This is a genomic window from Actinophytocola sp. (genome assembly GCF_050699935.1).
GTDB lineage: Bacteria > Actinomycetota > Actinomycetes > Mycobacteriales > Pseudonocardiaceae > Actinophytocola.
This window is the reverse complement of record NZ_JBOHGB010000013.1, coordinates 61,975-86,774: the sequence shown is the minus strand read 5'-3', so window position 1 is coordinate 86,774 and position 24,800 is coordinate 61,975. Positions and strand designations below refer to the sequence as shown.

General features: G+C 67.0%; 15 protein-coding genes. 3 read left to right on the top strand and 12 right to left on the bottom strand.

The features are described 5' to 3' along the window. Positions 1–142: 142 nt before the first annotated feature. The 6 genes from ACRDTB_RS07785 to ACRDTB_RS07760 form a co-directional block, all read right to left on the bottom strand. Positions 143–700 (bottom strand): MerR family transcriptional regulator, encoded by a 558-nt coding sequence (locus ACRDTB_RS07785; RefSeq protein WP_431429320.1) that lies wholly within the window; start codon positions 698–700, stop codon positions 143–145. Between the two features lie 256 nt (positions 701–956). Beyond that, the gene (locus ACRDTB_RS07780; RefSeq protein ID WP_431429318.1) at positions 957–1,892 is read right to left on the bottom strand and encodes a superoxide dismutase; all 936 of its coding nucleotides are present in this window, start codon (positions 1,890–1,892) and stop codon (positions 957–959) included. Positions 1,893–1,909: 17 nt separating this feature from the next. After that, positions 1,910–9,082: a type I polyketide synthase gene (locus tag ACRDTB_RS07775; RefSeq protein WP_431429316.1), complete on the bottom strand. Its 7,173-nt coding sequence runs from the start codon at positions 9,080–9,082 to the stop codon at positions 1,910–1,912. Then, a complete protein-coding gene (locus tag ACRDTB_RS07770) occupies positions 9,082–13,368 on the bottom strand; it encodes an amino acid adenylation domain-containing protein (RefSeq protein ID WP_431429315.1) in 4,287 nt (1,428 codons plus the stop codon). Before ACRDTB_RS07770 ends, ACRDTB_RS07775 begins: the two co-directional genes overlap by 1 nt. A 239-nt stretch (positions 13,369–13,607) precedes the next feature. Then, entirely contained in the window at positions 13,608–15,950 is a 2,343-nt protein-coding gene (locus tag ACRDTB_RS07765; protein ID WP_431429314.1) for a heavy metal translocating P-type ATPase, read from the bottom strand. 531 nt (positions 15,951–16,481) lie between these two features. Further along, entirely contained in the window at positions 16,482–16,946 is a 465-nt protein-coding gene (locus tag ACRDTB_RS07760; protein WP_431429313.1) for a MerR family transcriptional regulator, read from the bottom strand. 245 nt (positions 16,947–17,191) lie between these two features. On the opposite strand from ACRDTB_RS07760, the gene fdxA reads away from it, so the two are divergent. Both fdxA and ACRDTB_RS07750 read left to right on the top strand, forming a co-directional pair. Continuing rightward, positions 17,192–17,512: a ferredoxin gene (fdxA, locus tag ACRDTB_RS07755; RefSeq protein ID WP_431429312.1), complete on the top strand. Its 321-nt coding sequence runs from the start codon at positions 17,192–17,194 to the stop codon at positions 17,510–17,512. A 240-nt stretch (positions 17,513–17,752) separates the two neighbouring features. Further along, the gene (locus tag ACRDTB_RS07750) at positions 17,753–18,103 is read left to right on the top strand and encodes a MerR family transcriptional regulator (RefSeq protein ID WP_431429322.1); all 351 of its coding nucleotides are present in this window, start codon (positions 17,753–17,755) and stop codon (positions 18,101–18,103) included. 2 nt (positions 18,104–18,105) lie between these two features. On the opposite strand, the gene ACRDTB_RS07745 is transcribed toward ACRDTB_RS07750, so the two are convergent. The 5 genes from ACRDTB_RS07745 to ACRDTB_RS07725 form a co-directional block, all read right to left on the bottom strand. After that, the gene (locus ACRDTB_RS07745; protein ID WP_431429311.1) at positions 18,106–18,993 is read right to left on the bottom strand and encodes a cytochrome c biogenesis CcdA family protein; all 888 of its coding nucleotides are present in this window, start codon (positions 18,991–18,993) and stop codon (positions 18,106–18,108) included. Further along, positions 18,993–19,598: a peroxiredoxin family protein gene (locus ACRDTB_RS07740; RefSeq protein ID WP_431429310.1), complete on the bottom strand. Its 606-nt coding sequence runs from the start codon at positions 19,596–19,598 to the stop codon at positions 18,993–18,995. The genes ACRDTB_RS07745 and ACRDTB_RS07740 overlap by 1 nt, the downstream gene beginning before the upstream one ends. A 222-nt stretch (positions 19,599–19,820) precedes the next feature. Further along, entirely contained in the window at positions 19,821–20,222 is a 402-nt protein-coding gene (locus tag ACRDTB_RS07735; protein WP_431429309.1) for a MerR family DNA-binding protein, read from the bottom strand. A 176-nt stretch (positions 20,223–20,398) separates the two neighbouring features. After that, positions 20,399–21,106 (bottom strand): organomercurial lyase, encoded by a 708-nt coding sequence (gene merB / locus ACRDTB_RS07730; RefSeq protein ID WP_431429308.1) that lies wholly within the window; start codon positions 21,104–21,106, stop codon positions 20,399–20,401. After that, entirely contained in the window at positions 21,103–22,605 is a 1,503-nt protein-coding gene (locus tag ACRDTB_RS07725) for an APC family permease (protein WP_431429306.1), read from the bottom strand. The genes merB and ACRDTB_RS07725 overlap by 4 nt, the downstream gene beginning before the upstream one ends. Before the next feature lie 745 nt (positions 22,606–23,350). Here ACRDTB_RS07725 and ACRDTB_RS07720 point away from each other — a divergent pair. Continuing rightward, positions 23,351–24,088, top strand: coding sequence for a class I SAM-dependent methyltransferase (locus tag ACRDTB_RS07720; protein ID WP_431429305.1), 738 nt, complete (start codon positions 23,351–23,353; stop codon positions 24,086–24,088). A gap of 155 nt (positions 24,089–24,243) precedes the next feature. On the opposite strand, the gene ACRDTB_RS07715 is transcribed toward ACRDTB_RS07720, so the two are convergent. Further along, positions 24,244–24,792 carry an NADPH-dependent FMN reductase gene (locus tag ACRDTB_RS07715; RefSeq protein WP_431429304.1) on the bottom strand — a complete coding sequence of 183 codons (549 nt, stop codon included), beginning with the start codon at positions 24,790–24,792 and terminating at the stop codon, positions 24,244–24,246. Positions 24,793–24,800: the final 8 nt, after the last annotated feature.

The window sequence follows — 24,800 nt, the reverse complement described above, 5'->3', positions numbered from 1 at the left end:
TGGGTCGCTGTACAAGTTGGCCCAGTCCGGCATGCTCCGCCTCGGCGGCGGCGCCGTGGTTGTCGTGCTGCTCGCGGTGGCGGTGCTGTTCTGCCGCAAACCCGCGGCACGCACCTGACTCCGCATCGGGCGGGCGACCGCTTCAGCGCAGTTCGACCACCCCTTGGTCGTCAGGTCGACGAGCGGCCCGCGCAGTTCCCGACGAGTCCGGCCGAGGCTGCTGGCGAGGTCCGCGAGACCACGCGCGAACGGTGCTATCCGAGAGGTCGCTCCAGGCGAGATCGGCAAGCGGAACCTTTGGCGTGTCGGCACTGGTGACCCGCACGTTGCGACCCGCGCCCAGCGCGGCGCGCAGTGTGTCGCGGATGATCCCCAGGTCGGTTATCTTGGCCTCGACTTCGGCAAGCTTGTCCTTGACACGCAACGGCGATCCCTCAGGCATCCTCTCGGACCGGCCACTGTGCCGGTGACTGCCCATGTCGATCAAATCCGCCACCTCATCCAGACTGAAGCCCAGTCGCTGCGCGGCCTTGATCACTCGCAGCACTGTCACCGTCTCCGGCGGATAGACCCGATGCCCGCCCTGGGTACGCTCCGGCTCGGCCAGCAGGCCACGGCGCTCGTAGTAGCGCAATGTCTGCAGGTTCACCCCCGCCGCAGCGGCGACCTGCCCGCTCCGCAAACCCGACAGCCCGGTCACGACCACATCACCGCCATGTTGCCCGGTGCCGCTGCACTCCCGCGGGCCGCGGACGCGACGGAAATGTACGCCCCGACCGATTGGCACCCAAGCACAACCGCAGCCGTAGGCGACGTGCCCGATGGCCGCGCCCACAACTCCGTCGGATCCGACGCCGAAGCGTCCATGGTCCGACGGTAAACCCTGTACCTGGTGTTGGATGCAACCCGCGATGCCCACATCTCTGCCAGGCCGAGCCTCATCGGGCCGAGTCTCATCAGCGTCGACGGACCGCGACCACGTTGTAGGTCGTATCCGCGGAAGGGGGCGTCGTCAGGCGCGCATTGGGCAGGTACAGGCGGTCACCCAAGGCTGCGACCGCGGTTGGGACGTCGAATCGCTGGTCGGTGATGTGGTCGACGACTCGCCCTGCGGTGCCACGGGAGTTGAGGTGAACGACAGCGATTCGGTTGAGACGGTTCTGCACCACGAGCAGCCTGTGGCGGTCGAGCAGGAGGCCGTCGCCGTGCGAAAGCAGCTCGCCGTTGAGGTCTACGGCCCGTGCGGCACCGGTGCGCGGGTCTATATGGAACAGCCTGCCGGTGTTGGTCTGCATCACCAACAACGCCCGGCCATCAGGCGTGCGTGCGATCCCGTTCGCGTTGATACCGTCCCCCATGACGAAGTCCCCGGTCAACGGGAGCCGTACGAATTCAGTCGGAAGCTCGCCGCCCCGCAGCGGCAGGCCGTACAGCTCCGGGTGGCACGAGTCGGTGAACCATGCGGCGTCGTCGGTGAGGACGACGTCGTTGACATACGTGTCGCCGGTGGCGAACCGGAACGCGGTGAACTCGTGTCCGGTACTCGCATCGAGCACGCAGCCGTTCCCACCGCTTCCACCTGCCACGAACAGCCGGTTGTACCCGTCGGTCTTCATACCGACGGACGGGGTGCCCCCTCCGGGGTTGATCATCCTGCCGTTTCCGGTGCGGAGGTCGTACCGGAAGACACAACCGTCGACGAGAGAGGCGAGGTAGGCGAACGGGCCGGGACCGACGGCGATGCCTTCGGGCCGGAAACCGTTGGGCAGTGCGAACTCCCACGGCATGGATCGGACGCCGGCCACCGGCGCGGCACTGGCCACCGTATTGGTGAGCAGCGTGGCGGCGGGCGCGGCGATCGACGCGGCGAGGAGGGCACGTCTACGTAACATTGGCGGAATTCCTCCGGTCAGATTCGGAACACTTCGTGGTCCGCGGTCGGGTCGGCGGCCTCGGTAGCGAGCACGGCCTGTGCGGTGACGCGATCTCGGATGATCCGCGCGACGTCCGACGCGGTGCCGACGTCGAAGAGCACGGCGCTGGGGATATCGACGGCCAGGTAGTCGAACAGTTTGTTGCGCAGCCGGACGGCCATCAACGAATCGAGCCCGAGGGTATTGAACGGCACGTCACCGAACGTCGGACGCAGTTCCTCGCGCTGCGCAGGACTCAGTCCCAGCAGTACCGAGGTCTCCGCCAGCAGCATCTCTGTCAGGTGTTGATCCGCGGCGGTTGGGTCTGCCACGGCCAGCTCGCGCATCTTCGTGGCCGGAATTCCCACGGACGTAGGCGACGCGACAGGCGCGAGGTCGGCCAGCAACGTGTCCGTACGACCGGTGGCCGCCACAAACCTGGTCCAGTCCACTGTGGCCAGACCTAGCTGGGCGTGATCGTTGGTGAGGGCGTGGTCCAGTACGCCGGCTCCTTCGGCGTCAGCGATGCCGTAGATGCCGGTTCGTTCCAGCTCGGCGAGCAGTCCAGGCCGGGTGGCAAGGCCGCCTTCGGCCCACGGACCCCAGTTGATGCTGGTGGCCGCCACGCCGGCGTGGCGTCGAGCCTGGGCAAGGCCGTCCAGGAAGGCGTTGGCGAGCACGTAGTTCGCCTGGCCGGGGTTGCCGATCAGCGCCGCGAGCGACGAGTACAGCACGAAGAAGTCCAACGGCTGTCCGGCTGTGTGACGGTGCAGGCTCCACGCACCGTTGGCCTTGGGGGCCAACACCTTCTGGAAACGCGGCCAGTCGAGATCGGCCAACAGTCCGTCGTCGGTGGTCCCGCCTGCGTGCACGACACCACGCAGGTTCGACACGGACGCCACCAGTTCCCGGACCGCCTCGTCCTTCCCGAGGTCCACCGAACGCAGCGAAACCTCCGCGCCGGCGTCACGTAGCTCCGTCAGCCAGGCCGTGTCCTTGTCCGGAGGAGTGCGTCCCGCCAGAACCAGACGTCGCGCGCCGAGCGCGACCAGCCGCTCCGCGGTGACCCGGCCGAGTGCACCCCAGCCGCCGGTGATCAGGTAACCGGCATCGGGCCGTAGCGCCACATTCCGGGGCTGGAGCCGTTCCGAACGCAACTCCGCCCGGTACCACCGGCCATCTCGAACCGCGAGGTGTCCGGATGCCTCCTGCGCCCGGGCGTGGCTCAGCACCTCGGCGATCGGCACGGGAGCGTCGTCCTGGATGTCGTCATCCACCTGGACGACGCGCAGCGCCGGATACTCCGCGATGAGCGTTTTGGTGAGGGCTGTCGTTGCGGCTTGAGCGGGGTTGGGGGTGCTGCCCACCACCGCGGCGGCGTTGTGCGAGCAGACCACGACGGCCGGGCGGGCGGTCGGCTCGGCGGCCAACAGCCGGCCGAGCGGCAGTGTCGTGCCGCGCGCCATCGCAGCGACATGGTCGGGACCGTCTCCGCCTGGGCCGGCGTCGACGACGATGCCGGTCAGCGTGGCCAACTCCGGCCGCAGCTTCTCGACCACGGTGTCCAGCCCGGCCGGGTAGCTGACGACCGCACAAAGGGATCTCGCGCCGGCCCGGTTCAACTCGGTGATCCGCCGCTGGGCGGTGGCCGCATTCGGGCCGAGTACGAGCCAAGTCTCCCCCGCAAGATCGAGGGACCGGACTTTGTCCTTGACCGGTACCCACTCGGTCACCAGCGCGCGCAGTGGAGGTCTCGGCATGACGGCGTTCTCACTGACCGGCCTCAGGGCCAGGCCACGCACGTCGACGACGACCGCGCCGTCGGCCACCACCTGGAGGTTCACGGTGCGGTCGTCAACCACCCACGCGTCGCATGTGACCTTGGCGGGCAGGGCGCCGGCAACCTGCAGGCGGTCCACCGACACCGGCACCAACGGCCGGCCGGCCGCGCCCATGAGCGCAGCCGCCACATGGAAGCAGGCGTCGAGCACGACCGGGTGTAGCACGTACGCGTCATCCCCCGGGCCGCGTTCGGTGACCTCGATGTGTCCGCGTGCCACTCGGTCGCCCCGCCACAGCGACCGCACGGCGCGAAAGGCGGGTCCGTAAGTGACTCCGTTGTCCACAAACCGCTCGTAGAGCGCCGGGATCGGCACCTCCGCGGCGTCGGCATCCAGTTCGTCCGGTGTCGGCCCTGGCTCGAAGGCCCCACCTGCGCGCACCGTGCCGACCCGCGCGCGTTCCTGCCAGTTGGTGTCGTCGTCCTTCGCGAAACAGGTGACCGAGTTCCCGTCGACCACGGCTTGCGTGGGCACAGACCGGTTGTCTGGCAAGGGAAGGAATGCGGTGAACTGCACGTTCTCGAGCAACCATGCGGAGCCGTCGCCGAATTTGGCGCGGGCGACTCCGAGTATCCACTCGATCACCGCCGAGCCAGGCAGGACGGGCGTGTCGAACAGCCGGTGCTGGTCGACGAACCACGGCTGACCGGTCTCGATCGTGCCGACGTAGTGGTCCTTCGTCGCCCCTACGAGGTCGGCGTGGGTGCCGACCAGTGGGTGTCCGGTAGCACCCGGATCGGTGTTCCGCCTGATGCCCGCTCGGTACCAGTGCCGGACCGGGCGTAGCGGATGGCCGGGCAGCGTGACCGGCGCGGGCGCCGGGTCCGTGGGATCGAGCGCGGTGAAGTCGACCGTACCGCCGTCCACATACCAGCGCCCCAGGCTGGCCATGAGCTGCCGATCATCGCCGTTGCCACGGTGCCCGCTGGTCAACCACGTCGCGTTCGGCAGCCCCCGCTGGGCCAGCGGCGTCAACATCGGCTCTGGACTCAGCTCGACGACGCAACGGACGCCGAGCTCGGCCAGTGTGTTCACTCCGTCCGCGAACCGCACCGGCTGGCGCAGCTGCAGAGCCCAGTGCCGGGCATCCGGCGGCTCGTCACCGAGCACCTCTCCGGTCAGGTTGGTCACCACGGGGATCCGCGGCGCATGGTGCTTGACCGATGCCGCCTCACGTGCCAGTTCCGTCGCGACCGGGTCCATGAGGGAGGAGTGGAACGCACGGGTCACCGCGAGCCGGCTGACCTTGGCACCATGGCGACGGCACAGTTCGGCGACTTGTCCGGCCGCGGTCTCGGTACCGGAGATGGTGAAGTCCTCGGGGCCGTTGATCGCCGCGACCACCACATCATCGGTGTGGTCCAGCGTGCCGAGCAGTTCCTCCGGGCGCTCACTGTGAATGGCGTACATCGCCCCGGGTGGTGTCTCTTGCATCAGCCGGGCCCGCGTCAGCACCAACCGCATGGCGTCGGCGACGGTGAGAACGCCTGCCACGCAGGCCGCGGCGTACTCCCCCAGGCTGTGTCCGAGAACGACGTCCGGGTGCACGCCGTAGCTCTGCCACGTCTGTGCCAACGCGTAGTGAACGAGAAACATCGCCGGCTGGCCGAATCGCGTCTGATCCAGGTCGACCAGTTCCCCCGGCGTTCCCGCGACCGACGGCAGCAGCGACACGCCCAGCTCGGCCCGTGCCACCGCGTCGCAGTACTCGGCTGCCTCGCGGAATACCCGGTGCCGCGAGTAGAACGGGCGCGCCATGCCCGCCTGCTGGAAGCCTTGACCTGGGAACAGAAACGCCGTCGGTCCAGGGCCACCGTGCCGCGCGGTGCCCGTCACGACCAAACCGGAAGGCTCGCCGCGCCGGTGGGCACGCAGCAGCTCGACCGACTCACCCTTGGATCTGGCGACCACCAACACCCGGTGACCGAGATGGCTTCGACGACGTGCGGCGGCCCGGGTGAGGACCGCGAACGACGACGATCCGTCCGTCTCGTCCAGGAGGTCGGCGGTGGCATCCACCAGTTCTCCGAGAGCCCAGTCGCTCTGTGCGGAGATCGGCAGCAGCCGCCACCCGCCGTCCTCGGCCACCGGGGCGGTGGTGGGGGGTTGCGGCGCCTCACTCACGATCACGTGCGCATTGGTACCGCCGAAGCCGAACGAGCTGACGCCACCGACGCGCCGGGCGTGCTCCCAGGGCACGGTCTGCGTCGGGACCCGGCACCGGAAGCCATCCAGCTGGATCAAGGGATTCAGCTCGGTGAGGTGCAGGTGGGCCGGAACAGTGCGACGTTCGACAGCCAGCACGGTCTTGATCAGTCCGGCTATGCCCGCCGCCGCCTCCAGATGGCCGATGTTCGTCTTGACCGAACCGACCCACACCGGCTCTGACGCGCCCGAGCCATAGACGTCGGAGATGCCCGCCATCTCGATCGGATCGCCCAGGCTTGTACCGGTGCCGTGCGCCTCGACATGCCCGATCTCATCCGGCGATATGCCGGCCGCAGCCAGTGCCTGACGGATCACGTTCTTCTGCGCCAACCCGTTTGGCGCGGTGAGGGTGTTGGCACGGCCGTCCTGGTTGACCGCTGACCCGGCGATCACGGCGCGAACTCGGTCGTTGTCGCGCCGGGCGTCCCCGAGCCGTTTGAGCACGAGCACGCCACATCCCTCGCCCCGCACGTAGCCGTTGGCCGCGACGTCGAACGTATGGCAACGTCCGTCCGGCGACAGCATGCCCGCCGCGGCGAACGCCGAGGTCAGGTCGGAGTCGAGCAGCAGGTTCACGCCGGCGACCAGCGCCAGGTCGCACTCGCCCCGTCGCAGGCTCGATACCGCCTGGTGCGTGGCGACCAGCGACGACGAACACGCGGTATCGACCGCAAGACTCGGGCCGGTCAGGTCGAAGAAGTACGACAGGCGGTTCGCCGCGATGCTGAGCGCCGTGCCGGTTCCGGTGTAGGCCACGGGGTCGGCGGCATCGCGGGTCTGCAGTTGGCGGTAGTCGGTCCCGTGGATGCCGACGAACACTCCGCCCGGCGTGCCCGCGATGGACTCGACCGGTATCCCGGCGTCCTCCAGGGCCCGCCAGGCGTTGGAGAGCAGCAGTCGCTGCTGTGGGTCCATGTTCGCGGCCTCGTCGGCCGAGATGCCGAAGAACCGGGCATCGAAGCCGGCCACGTCGGGGAGAAACCCGCCATGGCCGTTCATCGGCCACCGGTCCGCTGGTGCCTCGGTGACCGCGTCACGCCCCTCGATCAGCAGCTCCCAGAACTGTTCGAGTGCGGGAGCGCCCGGGAACTCGCAGGCCATGCCCACGACCGCGACCGGCTCGTGCGTCTCGGCCGGGACCACGACGGGGGCCGGGGTCTGCCGTGACGCGGTCGCGCCCAGGGCCGCTGCGAACCGTGCGATGGTCGGGTGGCTGTACACCAGGGTCGGGTCGATGGTGCGGCCGAGTTCCGCGGCAAGATCGCCGGTCATCGTCGTCTGCGTCACCGAGTCGAGCCCGAAGGCGCCGAACGTGGCGTCGACACCGACTTCGTCGACCGCCAGCCCGGTCAGCGCGGACACGCGTGCACGCAGCCACGCCACCACCGTGTCCTGCGCGACCGCGGCGCCGTCATCCGGCTCAGGACCGCAGACACGTTCGCCGGGCAGTTCGCCGCGGATGAACAGCTGCCTGCTGTACCGCCTACGGAGCTTGCCGCTGGTGGTCAGCGGCATGGTGCGGGGACGCAGGAGCACCACGGTGTCGACCGCGACCTCATGTTCCTCCGCGACGGCGCCGCGGATGGCCCGCACGACCTCTGACGGATCGTGCCTGCCGAATTCGGCACGCTTGAGCTCGTGCGCGATGACCAGGCGTTCCTCGCCGTCGCGGTCGACCGAGAAGGCCACGCACACGCCACGGTTCAGCGCGCGGTGCGCCTGCGCGGAGGTCAGCTCGATGTCCTGCGGGTGGACGTTACGGCCGCGGATGATGATCAGGTCCTTCAGCCGCCCCGTGATGTACACCTCGCCGGACACCATGGCACCGAGGTCGCCCGAACGCAGGAACGGGCCGCGCCCGTCGGCAAGGTAGGCGCCGAAGGTCTCCGCGGTGGCTTCGGGCCGGTCCCAATATCCGGGGCACACTGTCTTGCCGCGCATCCAGATCTCGCCCTCGCCGCCCTCCGGCATGGGCTCGCCCGTTCCGGGGTCGACGATCAGCAGCTCGGAGTCGCCCAGCGTCGTACCGTTGCCCAGCAGCTTCTGCCACTGCGCGCCGGGTACGTCACCTGCCTTCTGCCGCAGCCGGCCCTCCGCGAACTCGGCCGCATCGATGTCGATCGCGGTCGGGCCGCCATCCTGTGCCGGCGACACGATGACCACCAGCGTGGCCTCGGCCATCCCGTACACCGTGCGCAGCGCCCGCGGGTTGAAACCACACGAGGCGAACGCGTCGGAGAACCGCCGTAGCGTTCCCCAGCGGATCGGTTCGGCGCCGAGGCCGAGCACCCGCCACGAACTCAGGTCCAATGTGGACTTCTCGGCGTCGGTGATCCGGTCGGCGCACAGGTCCAGCGGGAAGTTCGGGCTGAAGGACGCGGTGCCCCGGTAGCGGGAGATGGCCGAGAGCCACCGGAACGGCCGCTGGACGAACACCGGCGGTGGCATCTTCACTGTGGTGCCGCCGAGCGTCAGCGGCATCATCAGGCCGGCAACCAGGCCGAAGTCGTGGAACAGCGGAAGCCAAGACACGACGGTGTCGTCCTCGGTCAGGTCCAGGCCCGCGCTGAAGATGGCGATCTGGTGTGTCAGGTTCTCGTGCGTCACCATGACGCCCTTGGGATCGCTGGTGGAGCCCGAGGTGTACTGGAGATAGGCCAGCTCGTCCGAAGCGACGTCCGGCGGTTCCCACTCGTACTCCGCGTCGGTCAGGCGATCGACAGTCCATAACCGACAGTCGCCGAGCTCGCCTTCTACCAGATCCTCTTCGTGCACGATCGCCGCGCTCGGAGTGCAGTCCACCAGCACGTGATCGACGCGCTCACGGTGCGAGGCTCTTGTCGGCGGGCTCAACGGCACGGCGATCGCTCCCGCGTACAGGCACGCCAGGAAGCCGACCAGGTAGTCCACCGACGTGTTCAGCATCAAGAGGACACGTTGCCCGGTCAGGTTCTCCGCCTGCATGCGAGCCGCGACCGTCCGCACCTGTGCGTCGAGTTGCGCGTAGGTCAGGCGTGCCTGCTCCGTCTCTCCGTCGGGCAGCACGACCAGAGCGAGATGGTCCGGCCGCCGAAGCGCGTGATCGCGCAGGACATCCACAATGGACCAGGGCCGGGTCATCACAAGATCTCCCGCAGGTGCTCGGCAAGGACAGCGGCGACTTCGTCGACGTTTTCGTCACCCAGCAGGGTGTAGTGGCTGCCGGGAGCGCGCACCGCGGCGACCCGCCCGGTGGTGGCTGTGCGCCAACCCCAGTCGTCGTCAGCGTCGTTCGGATGGTCGGCGAACTCACTGACCCGACCGGACGCAGCCCGCACGACGACGACGTCAGCCGCCAGCCTCGGCGCTTCGTAGGAGCGACACGCGCGCACCACGCCGGAGAACACCTCGAACGCATGGGCCAGCGCGACCCCATCGACGTCCACCGGCTCACCCGTGTGCCGTGCCACCATCGCCAACCCGGTCGGCAGCCGTTGCTCCTCAGGTAGGGCGAGCAACTCGGCGCGGTCCTGCTCGGTGGCCTCGTCGGCGTGGAAGCCCAGGTTGAGGTCCTCGAGGAACCACAACAGCAGCGTCGCCTCGTCGACCTCGGCTTCTGAGCACGGCACCGGGGAGTCCAGCACGACGAGCAGCCGCACCTTTTCGCCGAGCTGTTCCAAGCGACGGGTCACTTCGGCGGCGATCACCGCGCCCGAGGACCAGCCGCCCAGCACATACGGCCCGGCCGGGCGCACCCTGCGAATCTCGTCGACGTACTCGGCGGCGAACTCCGCGACGCTGCGGGGAACATCCCGCCCGGCATCCGGCCCAGGGGCCTGCAAAGCGAAGCAGTCCGCATCGATCAGCTCCGCGAGCGACCGATAGCACAACACACTGCCCCCGGCCGGGTGTACGAGGAACACCGGGGCACCGGCACCGGTTCGCCGCATCGACACCAATGGAGACCAGGAGGACACCTGCTCGAGATACTCGCACAACGCGGCGACCGTTCGGCCGGTCAGCAACGCGCCCAGCGGTATGCGGCGCCCGATGCGCCGCGCGATCTGGCTGATCACCCGCAAACCGGCGAACGACTGCCCGCCGAGCTCGAAGAAGTCGTCATGCACCCCGATCGGACGAACGTCGAGAACCTCCGACCAGACCGCGGCCACGGTTTCCTCGAGCGGTGTGCGGGGCGCGACGAAGTTCGGCCGGACCGCGGGCTCCGCGGGTGCCAGCGCGTCCAGTGCCCGGCGATCCACCTTTCCGTTGGCCGTCAACGGCAACCGGTCCACCACACCGATCGCCGCGGGCACCATGTAGCGCGGCAGCCGCGCGGCGAGGAACTCCCGCACGTCCGCGTCGTTCACCGCCTGCCCGTCGGCCGGCACGACGAGCGCCGCGAGCTGCCGGCCAGACGAGGTGTCCCGTACGACGACCAGTGCGCGACGCACGGCGGGATGTTGGCCGAGCGCGTGCTCGATCTCGCCGAGCTCCACCCGGAAGCCCTGGATCTTGACCTGGAAGTCGGCGCGGCCGAGGAACTCGATGTCCCCGCTCGGCAGGTAGCGGCCGAGATCGCCGGTGCGATACAGCCGCTCGCCGGTCCGCGGGTGAGTGACGAAGGAGGCCGCGGTGCGCTCCGGATCGTTCCAATAGCCGACGGCCAGGCCGATTCCGCCGATGTAGAGCTCACCGGGCACCCACGTCGGGGCGTCGGCGCCGGCGGAGTCGAGCACGTGCCACATCTGGTTGGCCAACGGCCGGCCGTACGGGATGCTCGTCCAGTCGGGACCAACCTCGTCGATTGGGTAGTAGATCGACCAGATGGACGCCTCGGTGGCACCCCCCATACTGATCACCCTGGCGTTGGGCGCTACCCGCCGGATCCGGTCGGGCAGGTCGACGGGAACCCAGTCGCCGCTGAGCAGCACGACGCGCAGGGACGGAAGGCCGACGTCCGACTCCTCAGCCTCCTCGACCAGCAGCTGCATCAGCGCCGGAACCGAGTTCCACACCGTCACACCCTGGGCGCGCACCGCCGCCACCCAAGCTGCCGGATTGTCCGTGTCGGCGGGTGCCGGCAGCACCAACGTGCCGCCGGCGTGTGTCGTGCCGAACATGTCGTAGACCGACAGGTCGAAACACAGGGAGGAGATGCCGAACACGACATCGGCGGTGGTGACACCGAATCGGCTGTTGATGTCGGCGATCGTGTTGGTCGGCCCCCGATGGTCCAGCGCTGCGCCCTTGGGCGTACCGGTGGACCCGGACGTGTAGATGACGTACGCGAGGTCCTGCGGCTCTCTGGCGTGGCCTGGCACAGACGGATGTGTGCCGGGCTCCTCGACGCTGTGGACCGTCACGCGCGCCAGCGCGGCTATCCGCTCACGAAGTCGCGTCGAGGTGATTGCGTGCTCAGCGTCGGTGACAGTAAGCAGGAGGCGGATGCGGTCGTCCGGCCACTCCGGATCGACCGGCACGTACGCCCCGCCCGCCGCGAGGATGCCGGCCACCGCGACGACCTGTTCCCATTCCTTCGACAGGACCACGGGAACCAACGCCCCGGACGTCATGCCACCAGCGTGGAGCGCGGCCGCCACCCGGTCGGCGTGCTCAGCGAGGTCGCCGTAGGTGAGCGTCCTGGTGCTCGACCGCACCGCGACCCGGTCCGGTTCCTGCCGCGCCCAACGGTGGATCGACTCGTGCAGGAGTTCTCGCGGCACGGGCGAAACGGTCTCGTTGAGTAGTTCACGCTGCCGGCGCTGTGTCGCGGGCAGGAGGTCGAAATCCGCGCGGTCCCACATCGCGTCGTCACGAGCCAGGCCGACGACCAACTCGCCGAACGCGCCGAACATGGCATCGACCAGGCCTGGCGGGAATGCGGATTCGATGACATCCCACGCGATCCAGCACTTGCCGTCGTCCTGCGCCCAAAACTGGCAGTCCACCAACACCTGCGGAGTCTCGAGGGTGGAGAACACCGGTCTGTCGAACGTACCCATGAACAAGCCGCTGCTGACGACGAACGGGCACGCGGCCCGGCCGGGTGCGCGGCGATGTTGGTTGAGTGCTTGCAGCACGCGCACACCGCTCCAGTGCAGGTGCTGCAGATCCTCCTGCACGCGAACGGCAAGCCGCCGCGCCCGCACGGCGAAGCCGTCCGCGCCACGCCAGTCCACCTCGAGTGGGTACAGCGCCGCGAAATTACCCAGAATGTGACTGATGTCCGGATGGATGGGCATCCGATGAGTCACCATGTTGTTGAGTAGAAAATGTCGTGAGCCGCTGAATGCGCTCAGCACCTCGGCGTAGATCGCATACATCACGGTGCTGGGTGTCAGCCCGCGGCCGCGGCCCTTCTGTTGGAGGGCAACCCAGTCCTCCGCCGTGACGACCAGCTCACGGCGGCTGAGCTCGGACCGCTCAGCGTTGCCCGCACCGGCCACCGTCGGCACGGGCGGCGGGCCCGGCCAGTCCGGGATTCGGTCACACCAGTACTGCCGCGACCGCGCACCCAGGTCCGACTCCTCCACCTCGGCGAGATGCGACACACAGTCGCGCACGCTGACGCGCAGCGGCGGCAGCTCCGCATCGGGCTCGTCGTACAACGCGAAGAGATCTTTGAGGAACCGGTTCGTTCCGACACCGTCGGAGTAGAAGTTGTTGTTGTTGTAGTGGATTCGGCCGGTGCCCGAGCCGCGGAGGCTGACCTGGACGTCGAACCACGGCCATGTGTCCAAGGGCAGCTGACGACGCCGCAGCGACTCCCGCAGCCGCAACAGCTCCTCCTCCGCCTTCCCGGCCGGCAGCTCACGTAAGTCGTGCACGCGCGGTCGAAGTGGGGTGAAGTCCTGGATCCGGCGCAGCCGCATGTCGTCGGTCAGCACCGTGAGGTTGTCCCGCTGCCTAAGCAGGTTCCGGTTGAGCGCTGCGTAGAACCGTTCGACATCGAGGTTCTCGACGTCGAACTCCATGTACTGGTGCGGTCGGACGTGGTATTCGAGCCCGGTCGCCGAGCCGATCAGAAAGGAGGTCTGCAAGTCGGACAAGGGAAACGGTTCGTCGGCTGCCTCCGGATCCGGCGTGACCACCGGCAGCTGGCTCATCCCCTGGTCCGCCGATGACGTCGTGGAGAGCCAGCGGATCAGGCTCGGCTTGTGGATGGCCAGCTGCTCACGGAGCCGTGCGTTCAACGCACCGCGTGGCGCGGTGATCTCCAGTTCACCGTCCTCGACCAGGCGGACCTTGATGTTCGCTCGCGCAAGATCGGCAAGAACGGGCTGCAGGCCATCCGTCGTCGTCACCAGTTCCCCTAAGAACGGTTCCTTGATCAGCGCGAACGCCTGGTAAGGCCGAGCCTTTTCAGGTCCGCCACGTGATCCCGCGTGTCTACTCGACAGTGTTGCCGTTGAAGCAGACTTCAAGTCAACCGCCGAACACGGTGTCGGCGAAGCCCTATAGAGGCACGGCGATGAGGCCGAGAAATGCCTTTCACGCTATCCGAACCGGCGGATCGACGAACGGCACAATGAGATTCCGAGCGGGTGGGTAACCAAATGCCATAGACGTTCACGGATTCCGCGCATGCCGGTGCGCAACCAAACGACATTCGGCTGGCCGCCCATCAGGTTCCGCGGCCAGCCGAACGATGTGTCGTCCAGACCTACCTGCTGACAGTGTCCGACTTCTGGGCGGCGGGCTGGCATCCGCAGGCCAGTTTCTCAGCGGCGGCCGGCGCTTGCGCCGGCCCGCAGCCGCACCCCGCCGCCGCATCCTTGCCGGTTGTCCCCGTCGCAGGCCGCGCGGTCGCCGGAGCCTTCTGGCTGGCATTCATACCGAAGTGCTGGGTGCCGCCTGCACGCAACAAGCGGAGTCCGTTGCCGATGATCACCAACGCCCATGCCTCGTTGAGGAGCACGCCCTGCGTCAGCGTGAATCCCCCGGTAACCGCGAGGACGACGAGAGCGGCGATCGCGGCCAGGGACAGCGCGACGTTCTGAGCGATGACCCGACGGGACCGCCGGGCCAACGCCACGGAGTAGGGCAGCTTGGTGAGATCGTCCGCCATCAGCGCCACGTCGGCGGTCTCGAGTGCCACGTCGGTACCCGCCGCACCCATGACGATGGCCACATCTGCGGTAGCCAGCGCCGGAGCGTCGTTGACCCCGTCGCCGACCATCGCGGTCGTGCCCTTCCGCTTGATCGCGGTGATCGCGGCGCTCTTGTCCTCCGGCATCAGCTGGGCACGCACACTCTCGATGCCGAGCCGGCCGGCGATCGACCTCGCGACACGTTCCCGGTCCCCGGTCAACATCGTCGTGTGCGTGACACCCAGGGTATGGAGCCCTTCGATCGCCACCTGCGCGTCGGGACGCATCTCGTCAGCGACACCGAGCAGCCCAATCAGGAGGTTGTCAACGCTGACCCCGACCGGGGTCGCACCGGCGTCCTCGATCGTAGCGAGTGCCTCGCGGGCCACCTGGTCGTCGTCCAGGTCACCGACGCGTCCGATCGACACCGTGCGACCGTCCACTGTGGCTTCCGCGCCGACACCGGCGAGGATGCGGACATCCGGTGCCGGCTGGACGGTGATGCCGCGCTGCCGTGCCGCGTTCACGATCGCCTCGGCGATGGGATGTGTGGCGCCCGCTTCGACCGCCGAGCTGAGTCGCAACAGCTCCGTCTCGGTGTAGCCGTTCAAGGGGTGGCTCTCGACGAGTATCGGCCGTCCGAGAGTGAGAGTTCCGGTCTTGTCGAACGCGACGTTCCTGAGGGTGGCAAGTTGTTCGAGGTAGGCGCCGCCCTTGATCAGCACACCATCTCGTGCCGCCCGGGCGACGGCGGAGACGACGCTGACCGGCACGGAAAGCACGAGCGAGCACGAGCACGAGACGATGAGCACCACCAGTGCCCGGTACAGGGCCTCGGTGAACGTGATGTCGAACAGAAACGGTCCGAGCACCGCCAGCAGGACCGCCACACCGATCATGACCGGCGTGTACACGGTCGCGAACCTGTCCGCGAACCGTTGCGCGCGGCCCCGGTTCTGCTGCGCCTCCTCGACTTCGTGGATCACCCGCGCCAGAACCGTGTCCTGGAAGGGTTTACCGACCTCGATCCGCAGTGCGGCGTGACCGTTCAGCGTGCCGCCGAACACGGTGTCTCCCGCGCCGACCTCCACCGGCATGGACTCACCGGTGATCGCCGACGCGTCGATCCACGAGCCACCGGCCGTGACCGTGCCATCGGTGGGCAACCGTGCGCCCGGACGAACCAGCACGATCTCGCCGACCTGCAGGTCCTCCACCGGCACCGACTCCGTGGAACCGTCCGCGGTGAACCGCTCGGCCTTCGGCGGACTGAGGTCCATCAGCTTCTGGATCGACTTCCGTGCGCGGTCCGCGACATAGCTTTCGAGCACCACGCCCAGCGAGAAGATCACGACCACACATGCGGCCTCGGCGACGTTGCCCAGCGAGATCGCTCCCAGCACCGCGACGATCAACAGCATGTTGATGGAGAAGCGCTTGTTGCGCAGCATCGTCCATGCGTTCCGCACCGGGTAGATCATCCCGATCGCGACCGTCGGCGTCCCGAAGCCGACGACGATCGCCTCGTTCAGCCACACGTACTCGGCGAGTTCCGTGACGATGAGGAGCAACGAAGCTATCTCGAGGCAGACCATCTCCGGCCGCAACCACCACCGCGACCGCTTCGTGGGCCGGCCCGTAGCCGTCTCGATCGGTTGCGCCGGTTCAAGAGTGATCCCGGACGCGCTCGCCGTGCGCAGCAGCACGCGATCATCCACCGATGACGCTGCCTCGACGGACAGGGTGCCGGTTGCGGACAGCATGTTCACGTCGCGGACGCCCGGGACACGCCGCAGCGGAGTCAGGTCGCTCGCACACTCGACACAACCCGACACAACGCGGTACCGGCGTATGCCGACATCGGCTTCGGGCGGCGCGTCCACGCCGCCGGCCCCATCGAACGAGGACACGGTCACTGCAGCTCACCTGCCTATCCCGTAAGGAAGCACGGCGGTACGTGACGCTACGGTTTGGGGCGCGCACCAAGGTCAAGGCGAGGCGATACTCAATCGTTCCAGTGGCCGGGCGGAGACCCGTCACACCCTGTCTGATCAGCGGCTCGCTCCGGCGCGCGGCCACCCTCGGCTCGCCCGCGCAACAAGGTCAGCAGGATGAACACGCTGGCGGCGATCCCGATGACCGCCACCAGCAGGAGCACCGACCACGGGGGACGCGCGTCGGCGCCCCCGACGACGCCGACAACGAACAGGAGGGGAAGCACACAACCGAAGCCGCAGGCAATCCCGATCAGTGCCTTGACAACCCGACCGGTCACGGGACGTGGACGTGACATTCGCCTGACACACCTCCGCGTAGCGGTACCCCATCGATCGAGGGTGGTGGAGCACCGCGTGAGTACAGAGCTTGGCCGTGGTGGCGGCGACTCATGATCCTCGAACGTACGTCGCGCGACCATGCACGCCATGTCGTTACCGATGAGGATGCGCTCAGGCGCCTTGCTGCCATCCCTCAAGCGCCTGACAGGGTTCGGGCGTCTCCACCACGCCGCCGCGGTCCGCGAGATAGCCGCCTGGGGCCATCTGCGGGCACTCACCCAGCGCGTGGCACTCGCAGCCGAGGGTCCGCTCGAGCAGTTCGAGAAGACCCTCCATCTGCCCGATCTGGACCTGCAGGTCCCTTCTCTTGCTCATCGCAAGCCGCCGCCAGGCCCCATTCCCGGCCAGACTGCCGTTGAGGAGCTCCGAGATCTCCGCAAGGCTGAACCCGATGTGCTGACAGACCTTGATCACCGAGAGGCGGTGCAGCACGGCCAGGGGGAAGTGTCGCCGACCCCCGATCTTGGCGCCCGCGTTGATCAGTCCGCACCGCTCGTAGTAGCGCAGTGCCGACGACGCGACCCCCGAGCGCTTGGCGACCTCGCCGATCGAAAGTAAGTTTTCCTCCTGCGTCACTGCGGTCCCCCGAGGTTGACTTAAAGCTGGCTTCAACCACGACACTACCTCCAACGCGGCCAACGGCCAAGAGGTAACCGTGGCGATGATTCGGAGGAAAACGCAAGTCCACTAAGCAATGCAACGGACCATGAACAGGTGCATGATGGCATCGGCGCAATCGTCCGAAAGGGCTAACTTGTGATTCCAATGAATGATACGAACGCTGTCTGACGAACTCCTACTAGGCGTATGGCAGGCCTCCGTTGACATACGTGATCACAGAACCCTGCGTCGACGTCCTGGACAAGGCGTGCATCGACGAGTGCCCGGTCGACTGCATCTACGAAGGGGACCGGATGCTCTACATCCACCCCGACGAGTGCGTGGACTGCGGTGCCTGCGAACCGGTCTGTCCGGTGGAGGCCATCTACTACGAGGACGACGTCCCCGACCAGTGGAAGGAATACACCAAGGCCAACGTCGACTTCTTCGACGAGCTCGGCTCCCCTGGCGGTGCGGCCAAGGTCGGCAAGGTCTCGGCTGATCCGCAGTGGATCAAGGACCTGCCTGCCCGAGCCGAGTGAGCGGCAGACGGTCCAGCGGCTCGCGGTTCGCCGAACATCGCGTGCCGACCGCCGGTGTGGGCGGCGGTCGGGGTCGGGCCGGTCCTTGGAGATGCGCGTTCGACAGGAACCGCGGATGGGACCCAACTCACGGGCGCCGCAGCCTGGTCTTACATACATTGTAGGGACCGTCGTCTCGCCCGATCATTACCGGACCTTGACACTGACACTGGTACAATTACGGTCTGTGATGTGAGCCAGATGCATATCTCTCAGCTCGCCGAAATATCCGGTGTTCCGGCCACCACGCTCCGATATTACGAATCGGTTGGCCTCCTGCCCGCGGACCGCGACTCAACCGGTTTCCGGATATACTCGGATGACGCCATCACCCGCCTGGCGTTCATCACAGCCGCGAAACATCTCGGACTACCGTTGATCGAGATCAGAGACCTCCTCGTGGTCTGTGACGATCACGTACCTCCTCCGCTGAGGGTCGGGCTTCGACGCCAGCTGGCCACACATCTCGGGGAGGCCGAGCTTCGTGTCAGGGAACTGACGACGTTCACGGACTCGCTGCGGTGTGCGCTGAGACGACTGGACAGTCCGTGACTTCAGCCTGGTGATCGATTCGGTTCGTTCTCGTCGTGGTGGACGGAGTCGGGCTTGAGGACCCACTGCCACAGAGCCGCGAGACCGGCGACAGCGACGACGGCCGCCGCCCCGAACAACAGCCACGTGCCGCCACCCGAGCTGACCCATGTTTGGGCGGCGGCGGTGAAAGCATCCACGAACGACACGAGTGGATCTTCGGCTCGCTCCTCGACCGTCGAGAACAGCGCCATTCCCCAGTAGTAGATGAGGTAAGCACTGACGAGGAGCAGCAGACCGCCATTGACCCAACGGAGGTGCGGTAGCGCCTTGGCCAGAACGCGCGCCACGCCGTTGCGGAGGATGGCGGCACCGACGGACAACGCCATCAGGACCACGGCCATGCCCAGCGCGTACGCGCCGAACACCATGGCTGCCCCGAACGCGCCGCCGCTGGTGAGCGATGCGCCGATCACCACGAGGAAGACCGGCAGAGTGCAGCCCAAGGACGCCAAGCCGTAGCCGACTCCGAACATCAGCATCGTGCGGGTGCGCCGGTGGTCGTCGCCGGGACGAATGCGGCGCACGTTGATCTCGAGCCGTCGGCCGGCGAGCGTCGTCACCGCGACGACACCCATGGCGATGCCTATCCCGAACCCGATCCATGGAACCGCGTCTGCGACCTGGCCCGCACCGAGCGCGATCGGCGCACCGAGGACGGCGAACACCGCCAGGAAACCCGCGGTGACCATGAGACCGACGAGAATTCCTTGCAGGGTACGGGTTCTCGCCGGCGGGAGTTGCTCCTCCTCGGCACCCACGTACAAGGACAGGAAGGCCGGGAGCATCGCGAACCCGCATGGATTCAGGATGGCGAGGCCACCAGCGAGGAACGCGACGACGACCGGCATCAGTCGGTCGCCTGCTCACGAAGAAGGTCGAGGTAGGCGCTGTCGACCGGCGACGCGTGAACATCCAGGATCGTGCCCCGCGCGTCCAGGATGAACTTGGTGTCCAGAAACCGCAGGTTGACGCTGGTCGACAGCTTCGCCGCCGAGTCGAGCGCGATCGCCCACTCCGCGCCGGCGTACTTGTCCCGCCAGGAGGCGAGAGCGGCTTCGGGCTCGTTGGGATTGACGAATACGGCGACGACTCGAATCGCCCGGTCCTTCAGCTCGTCGTTCAGCTTTCGAACCTTGACCGCACCTACCTGGCACGGTGCACATGCGGCGTCCGTGAACCACACCAGCGTCTTCTTGCCGGTCAACGACTCGTTGGTGATCTTGCCACCGTCCAGAGTCGCCAGCTCGAAGTCCGGGAACGGCCTACCGACGGAGCCCTCTGTGGAATCGACGCCGCCCGAACCCGTCGCCTGTGCGTTGTCGTGCCCGTCGAGCTGAAACACGACGACGGTCGCGAACACGATCGCGAGCACGGTGACCGCCGAGGCCGTGGCGATCCGGATTCGCCGTTTGCGCTGTGCAGCCGCCTGTCGTGCGCGCTGACTACGGCCCATTGACTTCTACTCCCGTCGTCCGCGCGGGGGGCCATCCGAACGAGAAGGCGCGCAACGCTCCGCGGTCATGCGCCAGCTCATGCGCGGTGGGGTTTCGAACACACTTTCGATGAGCGTGGCGGCCACCGTTACCTTCCCGTGAGAGTGGGACCTTCACGGAGACGACGATAGGGCTTGGTCCACGCACCAAGGTCAAGCTCGAAGACAGACTGTTCGTGCTGGTCAGGATGCCGTGGCCGTCGGCGGCCGCCACACCCCCGGGCTCGGGTCGGGGCAGTCCTGACTCGGAATCTGGTCGACCATCTCGACCAACGTCGAGTGCAGCGACGTCAACCGGGTCAGTTCGGCGTTGATCTCGTCCAGCCGCCCGCGCAACAGTCGCGCGGCATCCCCACACGGGCACACACCCGTGTCCCTGATGCTCAGCAGCTCGCGAATCTCCCGGAGCCGAAGCCCCAGGCGCTGAGCGCCCTGGATGAAATGCAGGCGGTCTATGGCGCTCTCGTCGTAGCGCCGGTAGCCGTCGGGGCTCCGCGGAGGTGGCGGCAGCAGCCCGACGCGCTCGTAGTGGCGAACGGCGTCGGTGCTGGAACTGGCCGCACGTGCGAGGGCGGCGACAGTCATGCGCTCGTGACTCGTGGTCGGGAGGCGATCCATGAGACCTCCAGGTGGGCGAACTTCCTGGGGCAACGGTATAGCACCGGCGCATGTTCCCGCCGACACCGCGTTCAGTGGCGGTAGTGGTCGGACTTGTACGGGCTTTCGACGTCCACGTCGATGTACTCGCCCTCCCGACCACCTCATGCGCGCGGCTTGGTTTCGTGTGACGTACCGACTCCGAGCAACGGACCGAACTCCTGTTCGGCCACGTCGGTTGCCTCTCGCTGGCTCAGCACCCGTCCCGTGTAGTCCGGTCGTCTGGACAGGAACTCCTGCGCGAACTCCGCGTTGAGGTGGAACGCCGTGTGGTTGCAGGCATCCGCGATCGGCCCGTCGCATCCCGCGGCCGCGAGAACCACAACGGCCGTCGTCGGCTGCCACGTCCACGTCCCCTGCTCCCACCGGACGCGTATCTCGTCGCCGGTGACCGGGTCCACCGACTCGATCGTCGCGGACCGGCGGGTCATCAGTGGGATTCCCAACGCGTCCACGGCGCACATCGCGGTCAACGTCGTGCCATCGCTCATGATCACACGATGTGGCGATGGCCGTCCCGACAGTGGGTACGCCACAGCGATCGTGTTCGTCTCCTGGTCGAGGTGAGCGAGGTCCGCTTCGGCCAGCGTCGCCATCGCGTCCTCCGGGGCGACGCCGAGGCGCGCCGCGAGCAGCCGAAGGTCGGTCGAGCTCGGTGGCTGTCCCCCGTGGAGGAACAGCCGGAGCAGTTCTCTGTGGAAGAGTCGGTCCGCGGGAGCCAGTTTCGCCTGGCTCGCCGCGATGCCACCTCGTGCAAGCGCGTCGATCGTGCTGGGCAGGACGTCGCCGAACGTCCTGATCGGCGACGTCATCGCCCGGATCCTGACTGGCTGACGGGCAGCTGCGGCGACGCTCCCTGTTCGGGAATGTCGATATCGGCCCGCTGGAACCGGTTGGTGAGGAACGAGATCGGCACGATGAGAAAGCTGACCCCGAATCCGACCACCATCACCGTGAGGCCCCACTGAGGTCCACCGAACACCAACAGCACGGCGTTGTAGAGCGTGAGCAGGGCGGCGACGACGGCGAACGGTTTACCCAGCCGGAAGCTGCCATGCCTGCCACCGCGATGGCGGCGCAGCCTCAGGTAGGCGATCGGCATCATGATGAACACCAAGGTGTAGCCGACCGTGGCCGCGGCAACCAGCTGCACCACGTCGGTGCCGAACACCGCCAGCATGACACCGATGACGAGTGCGTCCCAGGCGATCGACCCCACTGGCGTCCCACGCTTGTTGACCTTGCCGAAGATCTTCGGCAGATGGCGATCACGCGCCATCTGGTAGATCGTGCGAGAGGATCCGATGATGAAGGTCTCCGCCCCGATGATCAACACCGCGGCCAGGCCAAGCCCGACGATGAGCTCGCCTGTCGGACCGAGCACGACACCACCGGCATTGGCGAAGACACTGAACGGCTCGTTCTGTACCCCCTCGACGCCGACGAGACCGAACAGCGCGATCGGTACGGCGGAGAACGCGATGAAGGTAATGATCGCCGACATCGACATGACCCGCTTCATGTAGCGCTCCGGACGCGTGATCTCGGCACAGATGGTCGATGCCATCTCCGCGGCGTACGCTGCCCAGGTCGCGATGAAGCCCCACTTGAGGATGGCCGCGAACACGTCCGACCCGCCTTGCGGCCCGCCCTCCGGTATCTCCATCGGGACAATCGCCGACGAGTCGAAGGTCTCCGGTTGGAACACCGGAGCGCTGATCAAGATCAGGATCACGAGCGCGGCCACCGTGGCCAGTACCGTGTAGATCACGGTCGTGAGCTTCAGGCCCATCGCGGTGATGACGTACAGGACGGCACCGATCAGGCCGGCCAGCACGATCGGATCGACGCTCGGCCAGAACGTGTCGCTCAGGTAGGTCGCTGCCAGGATCAGGTTGATGGCGATGCCCGGCGTCCAGGCGAACCAGTAGCACCACGAGGACAGCGCGCCGAGCGACCGTGATCCCTGCGGCGTCGCCCGATAGGCGAACTGGGCCGTGCCACCGGCCCGGCGCGGGAACCGGGACGCGAGCTCGGCGATCAGCAGGCATTGAAGCCCGCCGACCGCCGCGGTGACGACCCACACCAAGATCGAGACGTTGCCGAGCTCGACGGCCATCTCTCGTAACGACACGACCACCATGAGCGACGCGCCGGTGGCCACGAGAACCGCGACCCACCAGGACGCCCTGACCGGCAGCCGGCTAGCCCCTGGGAACAACGAGTCGCTGCCTGAGGCGGTACCGGATCCCGGCGCGCTCGACGATTCCGGCCCGGCCGCTATAGCCGCCTCGCCACCTGTTCCTGGCATGATCGTTCGCCCCTTCCCTCAGTGGTGTACGCAGGCGCGTACCACCGCCCACCCGGCAAGAGGTGGCGGCTCGAATTACCGGATTCTGCAAACTGCAATCGCCAACACACGGTCAGCATTGCGCGATCACACGATTAGCCGTACTGGTAGCACCTCTGGCACTGCGCGCCTGCCATACACCAGAATGCTTGGACCTGCGATACCCCCGTCAGCAGGTGATCGACATTATGGCGCGTGAGGGGTCGACGCAATCGAGTCGCAACAAAACCACTGAGATGGAATAGCGTCCGCGTTGATTCCACCCGCCGCGACTCCGGAGCGTACATGGATTGCTCCAGTTGAATGACAACACAACACCGCGATCCTCCGGACATACGCCACCAGAAACTTGGTCATTTCGGACAGTTGGATCATCTGGTTCACGACCCAACGAAATTTCGTCGCCTGCACAAACGGGCAGCGCACGCGGTCGACCGGCTGCATTCGGTGTCAAATCGTCAATCTTCAGGGTTGACTTGAAGTCTGCTTCAACGAGAACACTCTCCATCGGTTGCGACACCCGAGAGAAGACGCTCACGCGCACCAACTGGAGATACGACGCGCCAAGCCGAAAGGATGACACCGATCAGACGACTTCGATGAGCCGAACGGCGGCGCGACAACCTTCGCATCCAACCCCGCAGCCACGTGATACCCGCCGGGGAAGTTGGACATACCAGGCAGTCCGTCTTACTGGGAGAACAGCATGGCGAATCTACTGAAGAAGGCGTACAACGCCACTTGGGGCAAGTACGTCTTCGCGGGAATGTACGACAGGTTCCTGGCGAAGGTAGAGAAGTACGGTCTGTCCGAGAAGCGAGCGGAAATGCTGAGGCCGGCGTACGGCCGCACTGTCGAGCTCGGCACCGGCACCGGTCTGAACCTGCCGCACTACCCGGACGCGATCACGGAGCTCATTCTGACCGAGCCCTACCCGCACATGGTCGTCAAGCTGGAGGAGAAGGTCCGCGACCATCCCAAGCCGGTCCAGTTGACGGTCGCGGGAGCGGAGAAGCTGCCCTTCCCCGACGCCAGCTTCGACACGGTGGCCGCGGCGATGATCCTGTGCACCGTTCCCGATCCCGATGTCGTGCTCAGGGAGATCGAGCGCGTACTCAAGCCGGGCGGCCAGTACCTCTTCCTCGAACATGTGCGTAACAACGACCCTCGTGTGGCACGCAAGCAGGACATCATCCAGAAGGGCTGGTACTGGTTCGGCAACGAGTGCCACTGCAACCGGCCCACTCTCCAAACGCTGCGAGCATCTTCACTGGAGATCGCGGACCTCCAGGAGACCAAGATGCCGGGTGCCTGGGAGTTCATCGAAGCGATGGCGATCGGCAGGGCAGTCCGACCCAAGAACGGCGCAAGTGCGGGCACAGCGGCTCTGCAGAAGGTCCCGGCGTCCACTGACGCCGGCTGTGACGACCCGAACTGCCAGTGACGCAGAAGGGTCCTTGGTTGTCGCGGGCGCGGAGAACCTCCCCCCACTCCGCCCCGCGACAACACTCGTCGACGCGCCGACCCACCGCTAATCGTGGGTCGACGCCCGCATGTTCCGGTCGATCGCGTGGTGCGTCCATGGATTGACACGCGCCGTCACCCGATCGTCGCGGCACTCGCCACGTGCGCCACGAGCGCAGCCAGGGATCGTGCGACTCCGTCGCGGACCCAGTCGTCGTCGATCAGTCCCCGCGCGTCCACCATGGACGGCACCACAGGCAAGTGGACGCACGCCTTGTCGACGATCGTCGCGCCGGTGTATCGGAGCACCAACCGCAACGAGGCGTATGCATTGGCCGCTTTGGTCGAGTTGGCCGACACGTTGATCCAGGCGGTCGGCTTGTCCCCGATCTCGATGCCGCCGACGGTCCAGTCCAGCAGGTTCTTGAACGATCCGGGCAAGGCGCCGGCGTACTCGGGTGTACAGATGAGCAGAGCCGCGGATTCGGTGATGCGAGTGCGCAGATCGACGACGGAGGCAGGCAACGGATCGAGATCATCGTCCGGATTGAAATGAGGCAACTCGGCCATACCGTCGTAATGGACGCCGTGGAACCCGTCCGGCATGAGTGTTCGAGCCGTACGCAGCAACGCCGAGTTGTTCGAGGAAGCTCGCAGACTCCCAGAAATCATCAGGATGTCCAAAAGGTGGT